At 57.1% G+C, this 15,372-nt stretch carries 15 protein-coding genes and 1 tRNA gene; 5 read left to right on the forward strand and 11 right to left on the reverse strand.

The window, feature by feature from the left end:
- Positions 1–68: 68 nt before the first annotated feature.
- From JRJ26_03505 to JRJ26_03545, 9 genes are all read right to left on the reverse strand, one after another.
- Positions 69–548, reverse strand: a complete 480-nt coding sequence (locus JRJ26_03505) for a bifunctional nuclease family protein (protein ID MBW2056544.1) — start codon at positions 546–548, stop codon at positions 69–71.
- Positions 549–732: 184 nt separating this feature from the next.
- Positions 733–1,119 carry a holo-ACP synthase gene (locus JRJ26_03510; protein ID MBW2056545.1) on the reverse strand — a complete coding sequence of 129 codons (387 nt, stop codon included), beginning with the start codon at positions 1,117–1,119 and terminating at the stop codon, positions 733–735.
- A complete protein-coding gene (locus tag JRJ26_03515) occupies positions 1,116–2,465 on the reverse strand; it encodes a phosphoglucosamine mutase (protein ID MBW2056546.1) in 1,350 nt (449 codons plus the stop codon). Before JRJ26_03515 ends, JRJ26_03510 begins: the two co-directional genes overlap by 4 nt.
- Before the next feature lie 258 nt (positions 2,466–2,723).
- Positions 2,724–3,587, reverse strand: a complete 864-nt coding sequence (gene folP / locus JRJ26_03520; protein ID MBW2056547.1) for a dihydropteroate synthase — start codon at positions 3,585–3,587, stop codon at positions 2,724–2,726.
- Between the two features lie 653 nt (positions 3,588–4,240).
- Positions 4,241–6,043 (reverse strand): ATP-dependent zinc metalloprotease FtsH, encoded by a 1,803-nt coding sequence (ftsH, locus tag JRJ26_03525; protein MBW2056548.1) that lies wholly within the window; start codon positions 6,041–6,043, stop codon positions 4,241–4,243.
- Positions 6,044–6,127: 84 nt separating this feature from the next.
- Positions 6,128–7,063: a Ppx/GppA family phosphatase gene (locus tag JRJ26_03530; GenBank protein ID MBW2056549.1), complete on the reverse strand. Its 936-nt coding sequence runs from the start codon at positions 7,061–7,063 to the stop codon at positions 6,128–6,130.
- A 261-nt stretch (positions 7,064–7,324) separates the two neighbouring features.
- On the reverse strand, positions 7,325–8,218 hold the full coding sequence (gene menA, locus JRJ26_03535) for a 1,4-dihydroxy-2-naphthoate octaprenyltransferase (protein MBW2056550.1): 894 nt from the start codon (positions 8,216–8,218) through the stop codon (positions 7,325–7,327).
- Entirely contained in the window at positions 8,219–9,157 is a 939-nt protein-coding gene (locus JRJ26_03540; GenBank protein ID MBW2056551.1) for a hypothetical protein, read from the reverse strand.
- Positions 9,158–9,168: 11 nt separating this feature from the next.
- Positions 9,169–9,756, reverse strand: a complete 588-nt coding sequence (locus JRJ26_03545) for a D-sedoheptulose 7-phosphate isomerase (GenBank protein MBW2056552.1) — start codon at positions 9,754–9,756, stop codon at positions 9,169–9,171.
- 115 nt (positions 9,757–9,871) lie between these two features.
- On the opposite strand from JRJ26_03545, the gene JRJ26_03550 reads away from it, so the two are divergent.
- From JRJ26_03550 to ruvB, 5 genes are all read left to right on the forward strand, one after another.
- A tRNA-Val gene (locus tag JRJ26_03550) sits at positions 9,872–9,943 on the forward strand.
- Between the two features lie 303 nt (positions 9,944–10,246).
- Positions 10,247–10,999 carry a YebC/PmpR family DNA-binding transcriptional regulator gene (locus JRJ26_03555; protein MBW2056553.1) on the forward strand — a complete coding sequence of 251 codons (753 nt, stop codon included), beginning with the start codon at positions 10,247–10,249 and terminating at the stop codon, positions 10,997–10,999.
- 43 nt (positions 11,000–11,042) lie between these two features.
- Positions 11,043–11,540 carry a crossover junction endodeoxyribonuclease RuvC gene (locus JRJ26_03560; protein ID MBW2056554.1) on the forward strand — a complete coding sequence of 166 codons (498 nt, stop codon included), beginning with the start codon at positions 11,043–11,045 and terminating at the stop codon, positions 11,538–11,540.
- A 61-nt stretch (positions 11,541–11,601) separates the two neighbouring features.
- Positions 11,602–12,240 (forward strand): Holliday junction DNA helicase RuvA, encoded by a 639-nt coding sequence (locus JRJ26_03565; protein ID MBW2056555.1) that lies wholly within the window; start codon positions 11,602–11,604, stop codon positions 12,238–12,240.
- Positions 12,237–13,295 (forward strand): Holliday junction branch migration DNA helicase RuvB, encoded by a 1,059-nt coding sequence (ruvB, locus tag JRJ26_03570; GenBank protein MBW2056556.1) that lies wholly within the window; start codon positions 12,237–12,239, stop codon positions 13,293–13,295. Before JRJ26_03565 ends, ruvB begins: the two co-directional genes overlap by 4 nt.
- A 103-nt stretch (positions 13,296–13,398) precedes the next feature.
- On the opposite strand, the gene JRJ26_03575 is transcribed toward ruvB, so the two are convergent.
- Positions 13,399–14,250 carry a helix-turn-helix domain-containing protein gene (locus JRJ26_03575; GenBank protein MBW2056557.1) on the reverse strand — a complete coding sequence of 284 codons (852 nt, stop codon included), beginning with the start codon at positions 14,248–14,250 and terminating at the stop codon, positions 13,399–13,401.
- 187 nt (positions 14,251–14,437) lie between these two features.
- Complete coding sequence (era, locus tag JRJ26_03580; GenBank protein ID MBW2056558.1) at positions 14,438–15,328, reverse strand: GTPase Era; 891 nt, start codon at positions 15,326–15,328, stop codon at positions 14,438–14,440.
- Between the last annotated feature and the right edge of the window lie 44 nt (positions 15,329–15,372).

Raw genomic sequence — 15,372 nt, forward strand, 5'->3', positions numbered from 1 at the left:
GAGCCAGCCTGGGAAACAAAAGAGAGGCAGCGCTTTCAAAGAAGGGTTTTCAGGAGGGGGCCTGGCGGTCAAGCCTTGTACTTGAAGTCTTCAGGATTGAGACTCTCGAGCCACTCTTTCAACTGGTCCTCCTCCATGCCTCGATCCAGTTCGATCGTCCTCGCCTTGGAAAGGACCTCTTCGGTTACGAAAATCGGTGCCCCTGCTCCCAAGGCCACAGCAATAGCATCGCTCGGCCGGGAGTCTATGGTTATTTCCTTGCCCTTCGCCTTCAGGTGAATCAGGGCGTAGTAGGTGTTGTCCTTGAGATCCATAACCTCGATCTTCAGGACCTCGGAATGAAAGAGCTTCAGAATGTTTCGAATGAGGTCATGGGTCATGGGCCGGTGAGAGTATACGTCCTTCAACTTCAGGGCGATGGCGTTAGCCTCAAAGGGGCCGATCCAGATGGGCAGAGCATGTCTGTTTTCGAGATCGGCCAGCAGCACCACGAACCCGTTTGAGGAAGGATCAAAAGTCAGAAACTTTACCTTCATCTCTATAGCCATTTGCAACCCCTCTCTCGCGTCTATTATAACAACTCGATTTGTTCATATCAACCGGCATATCTGTTGAGTTCCCAACCTTCCGATCGAGGATGCTTGCGAGTTGTCGCCTCCTCCTCGACGGGCGGGTGCGCCACGGCTGCCGTACCGGCGAGTCTAACCACTCAGCGCAGGAATCCACGGACCTTCAAGAGGACTCTTTCTCCAAGACGACCTGGGCAAGCCCACAGGTTCCGTCATGGCTCATGGAGACATGGGTCCTGGTGATTCCATACCGCTTGCAGAGCGCCTTTGCGTGGTTCCGGAGTCGAATCACCGGCCGTCCGGAGGGGTGGCGTGTGACCTCGATATCCTTCCAGCGGATTCCTTGGCTGTAACCCAGGCCCAGAGCCTTCAAGAAGGCCTCCTTCGCAGCGAAGCGGACTGAAAGATGGGGCGACGGATTTCTCTGTGACCGGCAGTACTCGATCTCCTCTTCAGTAAATACTCTCCGGACAAATCGCTCTCCCCAGCGCTTCGTGATGGAATCCATTCTCGGGATGTGAACCACGTCGACTCCTATCCCAAAGATCACCCCAGGTTCCTTTCGATGGCTTCAGAGAGATCACGGCCCATCTCTTGGATCCGATCCTCCCTTTCTCCTTCCAGCATGAGTCGGATGACCGGTTCTGTGCCGGAATAACGAAGGACCATCCTCCCGTTCTTCCCAAGCTCCTGTTCGATGGCTTTGATTTTCCGGTCTATCTCCGCTATCTCAGACAGATTCTCCCTCTTCCTGACACCTATATCGAAGCTAACCTGTGGGAAGGGCGTCATAATGGTGGCAAGATCGGCCAGGGGTTTCCCCCTCTTGACCATGATGGCGAGCACCTGCAAGGCTGTAACCACACCATCGCCGGTCGTGTTATGGTCTAAGAAGATGGTATGGCCGGATTTTTCCCCCCCCATATTGTAACCGCCCCGTCTCATTTCGTCGACCACATAACGGTCGCCCACGGCGGTTCTCACGACCCTACCTTCATAGACCTCGAGGGATTTCTCCAAACCCATGTTGCTCATGATGGTGGTTACCAGAGTCTTCTTTTTCAGCCTTTTTTCCTGGATCATGTCGGTTGCGCATATGGCCATGATGTGGTCGCCGTCCACCACATTTCCCCGGGCATCAACGAAGACGATCCGGTCGGCGTCTCCGTCGAGGGCCATTCCCAGATCAGCGCCGCTCTCGAGGACCCGTCCGGCCGCCACCTCGGGGTGGAGGGATCCGCAGTTGAGGTTGATGTTTTCACCGTCTGGATCCACACCGATAGGGATCACCTCGGCGCCAAGTTCCTCCAGAACAGTCGGAGCGACCCGGTAGGCCGCTCCATTGGCGCAATCAAGGACGATCTTCAGGCCGTCCAGGCTCAGGTGGGAAGGAAAGGTGTTCTTGAGATAGACGATGTATCTGCCCCGTGCGTCGTCTATCCGGAAGGCCTTGCCCACATCCCTTGCCGTCGGCCGCAGTGAACCGATCGAATTGGAAGAGATCAGAGATTCGATCCTTTCTTCAACCTTGTCGGGGAGTTTGAACCCGTCATGGGAAAAGATCTTTATCCCGTTGTCATAGAAAGGATTGTGGGAGGCTGAAATCATTACTCCTGCATCCGCCCTCATCGATCGGGTGATAAAGGCTATAGCAGGGGTCGGCATGGGTCCGACCAGGAGTACGTCGACCCCCATGGAACAGATGCCCGAAGCAAGGGCGGTTTCGAGCATGTACCCTGATACACGGGTGTCTTTTCCTATGACGATGCGGTGGCGTCCGCCCTTGTTCTTGAAAAGGTGAGCCGTCGCCCTCCCGATCTGCATGGCCATCTCTCCTGTCATAGGATGGACATTGGCGACACCCCTGACTCCATCTGTACCGAAGAGCTTTTCCATTGCCCTCTCCCCTTGGAACACCTCGTCCTCCCCCGTTCTCCGGTGTCACTTATGATATCCCCTCATCTCTGTTTGTCAAGCAAAGGGCAGGCCAACACTCGCTGAAGCCCCGTGAGGGAATGCACCACATTGAAAGGTACTGCACCACAAAGGCTGGCCCGGTGCAAGAGCCGGAACACACAGGACGTGTGCATTCAAGAACTCGGCAATGGAGTGAGCGAGAAGGACTTCTCGGTGACGAGGAATCGAGACCCTGTGTCATGCTTCCGTGAGAGAGACCGCTTTTACGGCGTCTGTGATACGTGCGGCTCTCACGGCGTTTCTCACGTTATGGACGCGCACTATATGTGCTCCGCTGAGAATCGAGGCTGCAACAGAGGCGATGGTTCCCTCTTCACGCTCTTTGACATCCAGATCGAGGATCTTTCCTATAAAAGATTTTCTGGAGGTTCCAATAAGGATGGGCCTGCCCAGGACCTTGAAACGGGAGAGATGTTTTATGATGGCCAGGTTATGCTCCACGGTCTTGCCGAAGCCGATTCCCGGGTCGACGATAATCCGCTCGGGATCGACTCCGGCCTTTTGCGCGATATCCATGCTCTCTCTAAGGTACTCCATGATTTCTGAGAAAAGGGAGACATAGTGTATGTGCTGTTGCATGGTTTCCGGCGTTCCAAGCATGTGCATCAGCACGACAGGTGCACCGTAGGCGGCTGCAACCGGCCCCATCTCGGGATCGAAACGCAGTGCGCTCACATCGTTGACGATTCTTGCACCGGCCTCGAGTGCTTCCCGGGCGACCCGTGCCTTCCTCGTGTCCACGGAGATGGGGATATCGGTCCTTGAAGCTACCTCTTTGACAACGGGAATCACACGGGCCAGTTCCTCTTCGATGTCCACGGGCCTTGATCCAGGCCTGGTGGATTCTCCTCCGATGTCGATCAGATCCGCTCCCTGGTCGACCATTTCCAGAGCCCGGGCCACGGCCCGCTCGGGTTGCAGGAAGGTGCCCCCGTCCGAAAAAGAGTCGGGCGTCACGTTGACGGCTCCCATGACCAGGGTTCTCTCCCCGAGATGGAGCGTCGTGCTCCCGCATGGGATGGCGAATCGGGTCTTCCCCATATTGTGCAGGAGGTTTTGGATCTGTCTGGATATCCCACGGAGTTGGGGCGATTCCTCCTCAATCTCCCCTGCGAGCCTCTTTATCTGGGAGATCGATCCTGACAGGAGAATGCCGTATCTTCCCGGATGGCCCGATGAAACAGGGGGAACGGCCAGGCGCATGCCGAGAGAACGGGCCGAGCGCTCCAGGGAGGGCACGGCCTCACTGTCCAATTGTTCGATCTTGAGATGGAGATAGGTCGCCTCACGGGCAAACCTATCCGCGTCGGAAGAGGGGACGCCGATCTTCTTCAGCTCGGTGACCGCCTCTTCCAAGGCGGCGATTGAAACTGGACTCACACAGACCATCGTTTTTTCTCCTCGGCCTCGGTCGCATCCCCCTGTCCAAACGCCATCCCGAATGGCCCTTCCGTCACAGGGCCGTAAATGCGACCCGATAAGCGGATGACGCCGACAATGGTCTCTCTCGCCTTGATACGTCTGCAGGGTGTCGGGGGTATTCGAGAATGGACCGCCCCGCTGCCGACCGGGCAGCTAGGTCCTTCGACTAACAAATCAGGGGCCAAACCCGTTCACTCAGGACTCACTGCTGAGTGAGCATCGGCATTCATGATGATTCTAGGAATCGGTCACGGTATTTACAAATCGACGTGCTAAGCCTGGGCAGTGCTCTCCTTGATAAGGAGTTGAATTTGGTGGCCGTCGAGGACCTCCTTCTCGAGCAGGGTGCCGGCCAGTTTGTGAAGGAGGTTGATATTCTCCTTGAGGACCTCTCTTGCCCTTGCGTAACACTCGGAGACGATGTTCTTGACCTCCTTGTCGATCTCCTGAGCGGTATTTTCGCTGTAATCCCTGTGTTGCGATATTTCCCTGCCGAGAAAGATCTGTTCCTCTTTCTGTCCGAAAGTCAGCGGCCCCATCTTCTCACTCATTCCCCACTCGCAAACCATTTTCCTGGCCAGATCGGTGGACTCTTCAATATCCTGCTTGGCCCCGGTGCTCTGCTGCTTCAGCACGAGTTCCTCGGCGACCCTGCCTCCCAGGAGGATGGAAATCTTCTTGATCAGGTAGTCCTTGGAATAGTTATACCTATCGTCTATGGGAAGCTGCTGGGTGAGACCGAGGGATCTTCCCCTGGGGATAATGGTCACCTTGTGGATGGGGTCGGTGCCCGGTGTCAGCATAGCTACAAGAGCATGGCCAGCCTCGTGGTAGGCCGTGTTCCTCTTCTCCTCCTCGGTTATGAGCATGCTTTTCCGCTCGGTTCCCATCAGGACCTTGTCCTTGGCCTCCTCAAAATCCTTCATCTCGATCTTCGACTTGCCCGAACGAGCCGCGAGAAGTGCGGCCTCGTTCACCATGTTTTCGAGATCTGCCCCCGTAAAGCCCGGGGTCCCACGGGCCAGGATGTCGAGCTGCACGTCCTTTGAGACCGGGGTTTTCCTTGTGTGAACCCGGAGGATCGCCTCCCGCCCTTTGATGTCAGGGATCGGGACCACAACCTGCCGATCGAACCGTCCCGGACGGAGAAGAGCCGGATCCAGCACGTCAGGACGGTTGGTTGCAGAGATGAGGATCACCCCTTCATTGGACTCGAATCCGTCCATCTCAACGAGCAGCTGGTTCAGGGTCTGTTCCCTCTCGTCGTGTCCCCCCCCGAGACCGGCTCCCCGGTGCCGCCCCACCGCATCGATCTCGTCGATGAAGATCAGACAGGGGGCGTTCTTCTTTCCCTGGATAAACAGATCACGGACCCTCGATGCACCGACTCCGACAAACATCTCCACGAAATCGGATCCGCTGATGCTGAAGAAGGGCACATCAGCCTCTCCGGCAATGGCCTTGGCCAAGAGGGTCTTTCCGGTCCCCGGAGCCCCCACCAGCAGAACACCTTTGGGAATCCGCCCTCCGAGTTTAGTGAATTTCTTGGGGTCTTTGAGGAAATCGATGATCTCCTTGAGTTCTTCCTTGGCCTCGTCGATACCCGCAACGTCCCTGAAGGTGACCCGATTGTGTTCCTTGTTGAGGATCCTGGCCCGGCTCTTACCGAAGGCCAGTGCTTTTCCTCCCCCAACCTGGACCTGACGCATGAAGAAGATCCAGACACCGATGAGGAGGATCATGGGAAACCACGAGATCAGGATCGACTGCCAGAAAGGGGACTCGGCCTTTGGCCTTGCCTCGATGCGGACCCCGGCCTCTCTCAGGGTCTTGACCAGATCAGGATATTCGGGGGCGTAGGTCTTGAACCGAGGGCCCTCGACATACTGGCCCGTAATACTATTTCCCTGGATGCTCACCTTCGCCACATTTCCATTCTCCACTGCCTGTAGAAAGGTGGAGAAGTCGATCTCCTGTTCTCTCTTTATGCCCGGTCCCTTTACCAGCTGGAACAGTAAGACCATGATCAGGCAGATAACAAGCCAGAAGGCAAGGTTTCGATAAAAGGGGCTCAAGACACGATCTCCTGGATTTCCAAATTTCTATACCTGTGCAGATTACCTAAAGAATGTTTAACACGATTCTCCCGTTTTTTCAACTCAGTGTCCCTGGAGAATCGCATATACAAGGCCATACCGCAGGCCGTGGCAGCTCACTTTGAAGGATGCAAACCCCAGGAAACGCATTGCCTCCAAAAGAATCGCCGCTCCTGCCAGGATTATATCGGCCCGCTCCTCGGGAAGACCCGGGATCCCAAGTCTTCCCTCCCGCGTCATCATCCTGTAGAGAGAGACCTGGCGGGCCACTTCCCTATAGGACAGGAGGGAACCGTGAAGAAGTGATGGATCGAATCCCCGTGCTCCGACTCGAACGGCAGCAAGGGTGGTTGCCGTTCCTCCGAGGCAGACCACGTCTTCTGGGGGAGTAAAGGTGAGACGACGAAGGTTCGAGGCGATATGGTCCGTCATCTGCCGGAACTCCTCTTGACTCACCGGATTGGAAAGGAGGAAGGTCTCGGTCAACGCCACCGCTCCCAGGTGGAGGCTCTCAAGGTGGGAAATCCTTCCCCCTTCTCCCAGGACGAATTCGACGCTTCCGCCACCGATATCGATAACCAGGATAGGGGCGCCTCTGCCCATTTCCTTATCAACCGCCAGAAAGGAGAGCCTTGCCTCCTCAAGACCCGAGATGATCCGAATCTCAAGCCCGTAGAGATGCTCCACGGAATCGACGAGATCGCCGGCATTGTCGGCCTGGCGCAAAGCACTGGTACCGACAATGAGAATCCGGTCCACCCCCAGGACCTTGCTCATTGCCAGATAATCATCGATCACCCCGAGGCTTTCCTTCAGGGCCTCTGGATGGAGGTGTCCTGTCTTGGCGAGCCCGCGGCCGAGCCGGGTGGTTCGTTCCACCTCCCTGACAGGATGGACTCTCCCATCCTCACCCACATCGGCTACCAAGAGGAGAATGGTGTTGCTTCCGATGTCGATGGCTGCAATACGGGTTCCCTGTTCTGCTTCTGTGCGGTCCAAGACAGACGACTTTTGGGCTCAGCAGAACCGAGCCGCTCCAGGAGGCGGTGGTTCGATATGACTTCCGGCTCCTGGTGCACCGGTGGATGCACGAGAGTTAAAGCGCCCCACGATACATGAGAGTTCATCAGGGAGGTCCCTGATTTTCCCCTCCGGTAAGACCCATCCTCGGAACAAATCGCAGCTCAGGGCCGCCGTCCGAGATAAGGATCGCAATGAGAAGGCTGGGTCGTCAGGACCAGGCATTGGCAGAGGATACTCTCATAGCAACGAGGAAACCATCAGCCCGGCAATCATGAGCCCTCCCACCTGGAGGTGGAGCTGAGCGCTCACCACGTCGATGGCAGCCAACTCATCGGCCTTCTCCTCCTTGACGCTCAGGACTCGGCGAAGGGCCTTATGGGCTGTGGGCAAAGCGAGAAAAGCCGCAAGCAGAAAAGGAAAGCCGAGCCCCGAGAAGACCAGGACGGGGAGGACGGAAAAGGCACCTATAACCAGATACTCCCATTTTGCCCGCTCGAAACCCAGCAGGGTCGACAGGGTCTGTATGCCGACTCCCCTGTCGTGCCTGGTGTCCCGTATGTTGTTGGATACGAGGATGGCTGCAACCAGAAATCCCACGGGGAGTGAGAAGATCAGGGGATAGAAACGGTATAGTCGGGTCTGTACGAAATACGCCCCCCAAACCATGAGAGGTCCCATGAGAAAGAAGACGAAGAAATCACCCATGGCATGGTACTTGTACTGGAAGGGCCGAGCCGTATAGAAATAACCGCCTAAGATCCCAATAATTCCCAGGATCAGTATGGTGATCCCGATCTCGACGACGAGGTAGAGGCCTATCGCCGTGGCCATGCAGAAACAGAGAATCCCTGCCCTATGGACCTGCCTTGCAGTCAGGATTCCTCCGGTGATCATCTTGCTCGAGCCGTATGAGGCCGGGGTATCGACGCCTCTGAGAAAGTCGAAAGAATCGTTGACCAGGTTGGTTCCGGTGTGCAGCAGGACCGATGAGACCAGAGCCAGGACAAAGAGGAGCCAGTCGAAGCTGCCTTCCTGAAAGGCGAGCACGGTACCCAGGACCACCGGGACAACTGAGGCGGAATACGCAAAGGGGCGCACTGCAGTGAGCCAGATCCTGAAGGGGGAGCTCATTTACAGGCCTACCTCCTCTAAAATCGCCGCCGCCAGAAGGGGGAACATGATCTCGTGGTGGCCTATGAGGGTTATGCCCTTGCCACCCATCCGGGTGGGTCTCTCCACCACATTGACCGTCGGGCGGTAATGGCGGATAAAATCCATGTTGATGGCGGTAAAATGTTGGACCTGGTGGCCAAGGTTTCGTACAACGGCCAGGGCTTTGAGAAAGACCTCTGGCAGGATCACGGCAGAGCCCAGATTGAGATAGACGCCTCCTTCCAACCGGGAGACGACACCGGCAAAGATCCTGAAGTCCAGGTGGCTGCCCGCGCCGATGGCCGCTCCGTCGGCTGAGGGATGCATGTGGTTGATATCGGTGCCGATGGCAACGTGGACCGTGATGGGAATACCCAGCCTCTGCCCGGCTGCAAGGATACTCATACCGGCAAAGGGATAATCTCCATTGAGAATTTCCATGCCCAGGGATTTGCCTATTCCCCACCCTCTGGTTATGCCCCTGGCTATGGCCCTGTTGATGACCGAGGAAGTCTCCTCCACCATCCCGAAGGTTCCCTGATCAAGCTCCCTTTCCACGTCTTCGGAGGTCTCTCCCACCATGGCGACCTCCAGGTCGTGGATCGTTCCGGCGCCGTTCATGGCCACGGCGGTCAGGATCCCCTTTTCCAGGAGCTGGATGATAACCGGATTCAGCCCCACCTTGACGGGATGGGCTCCCATGGCGAGGACGGCCATCCTGCTCTCTCTGTGGGCCCTCGCGAATTCCCCAGCCGCCTGCCTCAGTTCGGAAGAGGCGAGGATGCGGGGAAGAGACTCGAGAAAATCCCTGAAAGAACCGCCCACTACGAAAGGTCTTCCAAAGACCCGGCTTTTGACCCTTCTTTTCTGGGTGTAAAGAGAAGTCGTTTTGATACGGGTCAGATCGATGGGGTCCATTCCTCTTGCCGCTATGTTGGGAGCCTGAAAAGGAGATGCTCCACCATCTCGCAGATCACATGACCGACGGTGATGTGGGCTTCCTGGATTCTAGGAGTCTTATCAGAGGGCACGATCAGGGCATAATCGACCATTTCGGCGATGGCCCCTCCGTTGTTCCCTGTAAGAGCGACGGTGACGAGTCCGATTTCCCGCGCGGCCTCAAAGGCACGGACCACGTTGAGGGAGTTTCCGCTTGTACTGATGCCCATGGCGATGTCTCCACTCCTGCCCAGGGCCTTTATCTGTTTTGCAAAGACCTCGGCGAAGCTGTAATCATTGGAGATGCTGGTAAGGACCGACGCATCCGTCACCAAGGAGACTGCGGGCAGCGGAGGTCGCTCCATGGAGATACGGTTGACAAACTCTGCTGCTATGTGCTGGGCGTCCGCAGCGCTCCCCCCGTTGCCGAAGAGGAGAATCTTGTTTCCCGCCTCAAGAGCCTGGGCTATTGCACGGATAACCGCTGTCAGAGGGACGAGACTCTCCCTCACGAACCGCTCCTTTATCTCACCGCTTTCCCTAAAGAAGTTGAGGATTTGCTCTTCCACGCCGTTCATCTTATATGGTCTCACCAGGCGTGTCAAGGCGGCAGGGGCGGCCCACTCCAGGGAGGGGAACTCCCCGGTTCAGGGCCATTGACATTTCCACAAAACTGTTATAAACATCGAATGCGGGCTCATAGTTCAGGGGGAGAACGCCTGCTTCACACGCAGGAGGTCACTGGTTCAAATCCAGTTGAGCCCACTCTGATCTGTATCGGGTATATGAAGGAGAGATTTGAGGCCACTTCGCGTGGCTTTTTTCTTATTTCCGGCAGGGGGAGACCGCGGTCCCGTGGATGTCCGTGAAAGCGGAGGAGCTCGGCCGCGGAGGAGTTGTCGAAGCGGTGAGAATCCTTTATACTCCACTTGGGCATCGGCCCGGCCCGCCCGGGAGTTGGGCCGGTGGGCGGATTCTGCAGGGAGAGAGGGGCTGTATGTTGTAAAGCTCTGCTTGAAAAACACCAAATATAGCGTTAGATTAGGATTGTTTCGGAGGATACGGGATATGTCGGGTCATTCCAAATGGAGTTCCATCAAACACAAGAAGGGCGCAGCCGATGCAAAAAGGGGAAAGATATTCTCCAAACTCATCAAGGAGATCATGGTTGCGGCCCGGTTGGGCGGGGGTGACCCGGCGGGCAACCCCAGGCTCAGGCAGGCGATCCTTGCGGCCAAGGCCGAGAATATGCCCAAAGAGAACATTGAACGAGCGATCAAGAAGGGCACGGGCGAACTCGAAGGAGCCCGGTATGAGGAGATTGCCTACGAGGGGTACGGCCCTGGGGGAGTGGCTGTCTTGGTGGAGACACTGACGGACAACAAGAACCGGACAACGGCCGATGTGCGACATATCTTCTCCAAACACGGCGGCAACCTGGGGGAGTCTGGTTGCGTCTCATGGCTGTTTGATAAGAAGGGGCTCATCGTTTTTGACAAAGAGAAGGTGGAGGAGGAGGCCCTCATGAACGTCGTTCTCGATGCAGGGGCCGAGGATATTCACGAGACAGACAGGGAGTTCGAGGTGATCACCCCCCCCGAAGCTCAGGAAGAAGTCAGAGAGGCCGTGGAGAAGGCCAACCTGCCGTACAATCTGGCCGAAATAACCATGTATCCCCAAAACACGGTGAAGCTCGAAGGCCGGGATGCGGAAAGGATGCTCAAATTGATGGAGGCCCTCGAAGATTCCGAGGATGTTCAGAAGGTCTATGCCAATTTTGACATCCCCGATTCCGTGATGGAGGAACTGGAAGGCTCCTGACCGGGGGAGATGGGGATGTGATCTGTGGGGAAAGAATCCAGGGATGGCTGATACGAGAAGGGCCATGGGTATCGATCCCGGCCTGGCAGCGACGGGGTTTGCCGTGGTCGAAACGCTCGAGAGGGGGGGGCACCCCTGTGAGTGGGGAGGAATCAGAACCGATTCTCGTGACTCCATGCCCTCTCGTCTTTGCAGGCTTTTCGACGGGGTGAGCGAGATCATGAGGAGGTGGGCCCCGGATCTGGTGGTTCTTGAGGATGTTTTTGTGGTACACCGATTTCCCCGGACCGCCATTCAGCTTGGCGCGGTGCGGGGAGTGGTCTCACTGGCTGCCTGGAAACAGAACATCCCCATAGCCGAGATCAAACCCACGGAGATCAAGAAGGCTCTGACCGGTAACGGCCGGGCCCCAAAAGACCAGATAGAGAAGTGTCTTAGACGAATCCTCGGAATCGAAGGCCGGATCACTCCCAACCATGCCTCCGATGCCATGGCTTTGGCGTTGACAGGCCTAACGAGAAGCGGCTGGCTCCGGTTGTAACAGGAAGCAGGGTTCGCATCGGAGAGACCGGGTCGGCCATCGAAGTCCTGGGTGCGGCGAGTTGATTTGTTACATAGAGGGGAAACTCCTAAAAAAGGAAGATGACCGGGTCGTCGTGCTCGCCCATGGGGTGGGCTACGAGATACTTCTCCCCTCCATCGTTCGGCAGAGCTTCAACGGGACCAGAGCAGGCGAGGAAGGAGAGACGGTCCGGCTCCACATCTCCTACCAGCAGAGCGAGCGCCAACCAAGACCCCTGTTGATCGGTTTCAATACCGAACCCGAGAAGGAGTTCTTCGAGAAGCTCATTACCGTGGGCGACATAGGCCCCACCACTGCCGTGAAGGCCCTGACGGTGAACATATCCTACATCGCGGCAGCCATCGAGAACCGTGACGCAGGCACGATTCAACGGCTCAAGGGCATAGGTCCCAGGACTGCGGAAAAGATTATCGCCGCCCTCCACGGCAGGGTGGGGAAATTCGCCCTCATGCGGGAGGAGAGGGGGCGCCCGGTGGTGGAGACCGAGGACCTGAGCAGTCAGGTAGAGAAGGTTCTGGTGAGGGATCTGGGGCACAGAGTGACCGAGGCCCGCCGGATGGTGGAGGAGGCCCTCAGGCGAAATCCTTCGATCACGACCCCTGAAGAACTCTTCGAGGAGGTCTACAGGGGAGAGAAACGACCAGGAGAATCTTCATGAGCCGGAACACCCCGGAGGAGAAGACGTCTGGCCATGGGGCTGACGAAGGGGCAGAGGAATTCCAGGACCTGCGGCCGAAACGTCTGTCCGAGTATATCGGCCAGGCCCGTGTTCTGGAATCTCTTCGGATCGCCATAGAAGCCGCCAAGGAGAGAGATGAACCTCTGGATCATGTGCTTCTGCATTCCCCTCCGGGGTTGGGCAAGACGACGCTTGCCCATATCATTGCAAGGGAGATGGGGGTAAACATCGTATCCTCGTCCGGACCGGCAATAGAGAGAGGGGGGGATCTCATCAGTATCCTCACCAACCTGGAGCGGGGCGATGTCCTGTTCATCGACGAGATCCACCGCCTGCCGAAAGTGGTCGAGGAGTTCTTCTATCCCGCCATGGAGGATTTCTCCATCGATTTCATCTTCGACAAGGGTGCCCACGCGCGCAGCCACCGTTACCGTCTGGAGCCGTTCACTCTTGTGGGGGCCACGACTCGATCAGGGCTCCTTTCCGCTCCACTCAGGGAGCGCTTTGGAATCTTCAGAACACTGGAGTTCTATACGCCGGAGGAGTTGAGCCGGGTGGTGGCCCGTTCGGCACGGATTCTCAATGTCTCCATCGATGACGGAGGCAGGGACGAGATCGCGAAACGGAGTCGTGGGACTCCCCGGATCGCCAACAGACTCTTGAAACGGGCCCGTGACTATGCTCAGGTCATGGGGGACGGGGTAATCCGCCGTGAGATCGCCCGAGAGGCCATGGCTCTGGAGGGGGTTGACGAAATCGGTCTGACCGATCTCGACCGCCGACTCATAGAAGCCATCATCCGGTTCTACGACGGAGGGCCCGTGGGTATAGAGGCGATTGCCGCCACCCTCCAGGAGGAATCAGACACCCTTGTCGACATGGTGGAGCCGTATCTGCTGAAAATCGGGTTTGTGACCCGAAGCCCGAACGGCAGAAAGGCAACCGAGCAGGCGTACCGACATCTCGGCTTGCAGAACCATCTGGGCCATAGGAGGCAACTCTCTTTCGGGAAGCTCAAGAAGATGGACCGCTAGTCTTTGTCGAGTCCAAAGCGGAGAGTAGGGCGATGTCTGTAGGGCCTGGGGGGAGGGAAGGCTGGAAGGGGCCTTTTGATTCTGGTCCGCTGCGGGGTTGCTCTCATGGTTCTTGGGCAGGCGGGTTCCGCGGCCGGCCCAGCTTGGCGCCTTCCGGGGTGAGGGAGAGATAGACTACCCTCCCCGATTCTCCGAGCTTCCCCAGATTCTTGCCGTTGTGGACTATCTCGACGCCCCCCGCATTGCCGATCTTCATGAGGATGTCCCGTTTCCCCTGCCTCGAAACGGTCTCCCCGGCTCTGAGGAGCATTTCTCTGGGCTCTCCCTGGTCGACCTGGATTCGAATCCATGCATCTTCAAGAGCCGCGATCCGTACTCTGACACCCGCTGTCTCCTCTGCTGGGCCACGTGGCTGGGGGGGCAGCGGAAAGGGCGGCGGAGCATAGACAGGTATCTTGGTCCGGTCAGGGTGATTCGGATAGTAGGAAGCCGCCTCCCCTGTCGGACGGTCCGGGGTGGAGAGAGCCCGTGGCGGCTCCTGCTTGCGGGCATGAACGACCGGTTTCTCTCCCCTCTCTTGCCGGTTTTGTTGAGGCTGGTGAAGAACCAAGGAGAGAAGGATCCCGGAAGCGAGTAGAACACCCACGGGGAGGACGATGTATCGGAGAGTCCGTTGTCTGGGAGTCTCTCTCTGGGCATTCCCTCCTGGGGGCTCCTCCTCTTTCAGGGATGCCTCATACCGGAGGACCAGATCGTCAGGGTCCAGGCCCACGTAGGAAGCATAGGCCCTCAGAAACCCTTTGATGAAGACCGGTGAGGCCAGCGAGTCCAACTGGTCCTCCTCGAGACGGATCAGGATATCTTTCCGGATTTTAGTAGTCCGGGATATCTCCTCGAGAGAGACCTTGCGGAGTTCCCTTTCCCTTTTGAGATAATCCCCCAGCGATCCCATCATGGTCTTACTCTAATTCGGAGATTGTGGGTGTTCAAGGCCTGCAAGCTTTTAGCATTACCACCAGATGGAGTAAGAGTCAAGATCGAGCCGCCGAGCATTCCCAACCCGGCAGAGCCACTGCATTGAATCACCGAGGATCGGGAACGGTCCCAGAATGGGTTCATGATTGCCGTCACCAGCCCCGGTCTCACCCGTATCCCATCTCACCGAGCAGCCTGGGGTTCTCGCTCCACCCCTTTATGACCTTTACCCACAGCTGAAGGAATACACGGGTGCCGAAGAAGAGCTCCATCTCCTGTCTGGCCTCGGTGCCTATCCTCTTCAACATCCCGCCTCCCCTCCCTATGAGAATCGCCCGCTGAGAAGCCTTCTCGACCACGATCACGGCGGAGATGGAGAGAATCCCCTTGTCTGGTTCGTCCCTGAAGCTCTCAACGGTGACCCCCACAGAGTAAGGGACCTCCTGGTAGGTGTGTTGAAAGATCTTCTCCCGGATCATCTCAGCGGCCAGGAACCTCTCGGATTGATCGGTGGTGATGTCTTCGGGGAAATACCTGGGGCCCTGGGGGAGGTATTTCTCGATCGTTTCAACGAGCCGATCGACCCCCTCCCCGTTGAGTGCCGAGATAGGGATGGTCTCTTCAAACCGGTGAATCCCCTGGTATCTCTCTATGAGGGGGAGGAGTTCGGCCTTCTTCACGAGGTCGATCTTATTGATGATCAGGAAGAGGGGAGTATGACAGGACCGCAGGCGTTTGACGATCCCCTCGTCCTCCTCCATCCTGGGACGGTGTGCCTCTGTCAGAAGGAGGAGGAGATCCGCGTCTCTTCCCGCCTGGAATGCGGCACGCACCATGGATTGGTGAAACCTCGAAAGGGGGCGGTGTATACCCGGGGTGTCGTAGAAGATGAGTTGGGCGTTTTCCAGATTCTTTATGCCCAGGACACGGGTACGGGTCGTCTGAGGCTTGTCGGAAATGATGGCGATCTTTTCACCGAGAATTCGGTTGAGGAGGGTTGACTTTCCCACATTGGGTTTGCCGAGGATCGATATGAACCCGGATTTAAAAGAATCCATTGAGAGGCAGTGAATCGTTCAGTCGGTTCTATTCGGGGCTCCGG

This window comes from Deltaproteobacteria bacterium (assembly GCA_019308905.1).
Classification (GTDB): Bacteria; Desulfobacterota; BSN033; order WVXP01; family WVXP01; genus JAFDHF01.

Coding starts and splice junctions, on each gene's coding strand:
- JRJ26_03505 (MBW2056544.1), bottom strand. CDS start 548: ATGGCTATAGAGATGAAGGTAAAGTTTCTGACTTTTGATCCTTCCTCA.
- JRJ26_03515 (MBW2056546.1), bottom strand. CDS start 2,465: ATGGAAAAGCTCTTCGGTACAGATGGAGTCAGGGGTGTCGCCAATGTC.
- folP (MBW2056547.1), bottom strand. CDS start 3,587: ATGGGGAAGACCCGATTCGCCATCCCATGCGGGAGCACGACGCTCCAT.
- menA (MBW2056550.1), bottom strand. CDS start 8,218: ATGAGCTCCCCCTTCAGGATCTGGCTCACTGCAGTGCGCCCCTTTGCG.
- JRJ26_03540 (MBW2056551.1), bottom strand. CDS start 9,157: ATGGACCCCATCGATCTGACCCGTATCAAAACGACTTCTCTTTACACC.
- JRJ26_03545 (MBW2056552.1), bottom strand. CDS start 9,756: ATGAACGGCGTGGAAGAGCAAATCCTCAACTTCTTTAGGGAAAGCGGT.
- JRJ26_03555 (MBW2056553.1), top strand. CDS start 10,247: ATGTCGGGTCATTCCAAATGGAGTTCCATCAAACACAAGAAGGGCGCA.
- JRJ26_03560 (MBW2056554.1), top strand. CDS start 11,043: ATGGCTGATACGAGAAGGGCCATGGGTATCGATCCCGGCCTGGCAGCG.
- ruvB (MBW2056556.1), top strand. CDS start 12,237: ATGAGCCGGAACACCCCGGAGGAGAAGACGTCTGGCCATGGGGCTGAC.
- JRJ26_03575 (MBW2056557.1), bottom strand. CDS start 14,250: ATGATGGGATCGCTGGGGGATTATCTCAAAAGGGAAAGGGAACTCCGC.
- era (MBW2056558.1), bottom strand. CDS start 15,328: ATGGATTCTTTTAAATCCGGGTTCATATCGATCCTCGGCAAACCCAAT.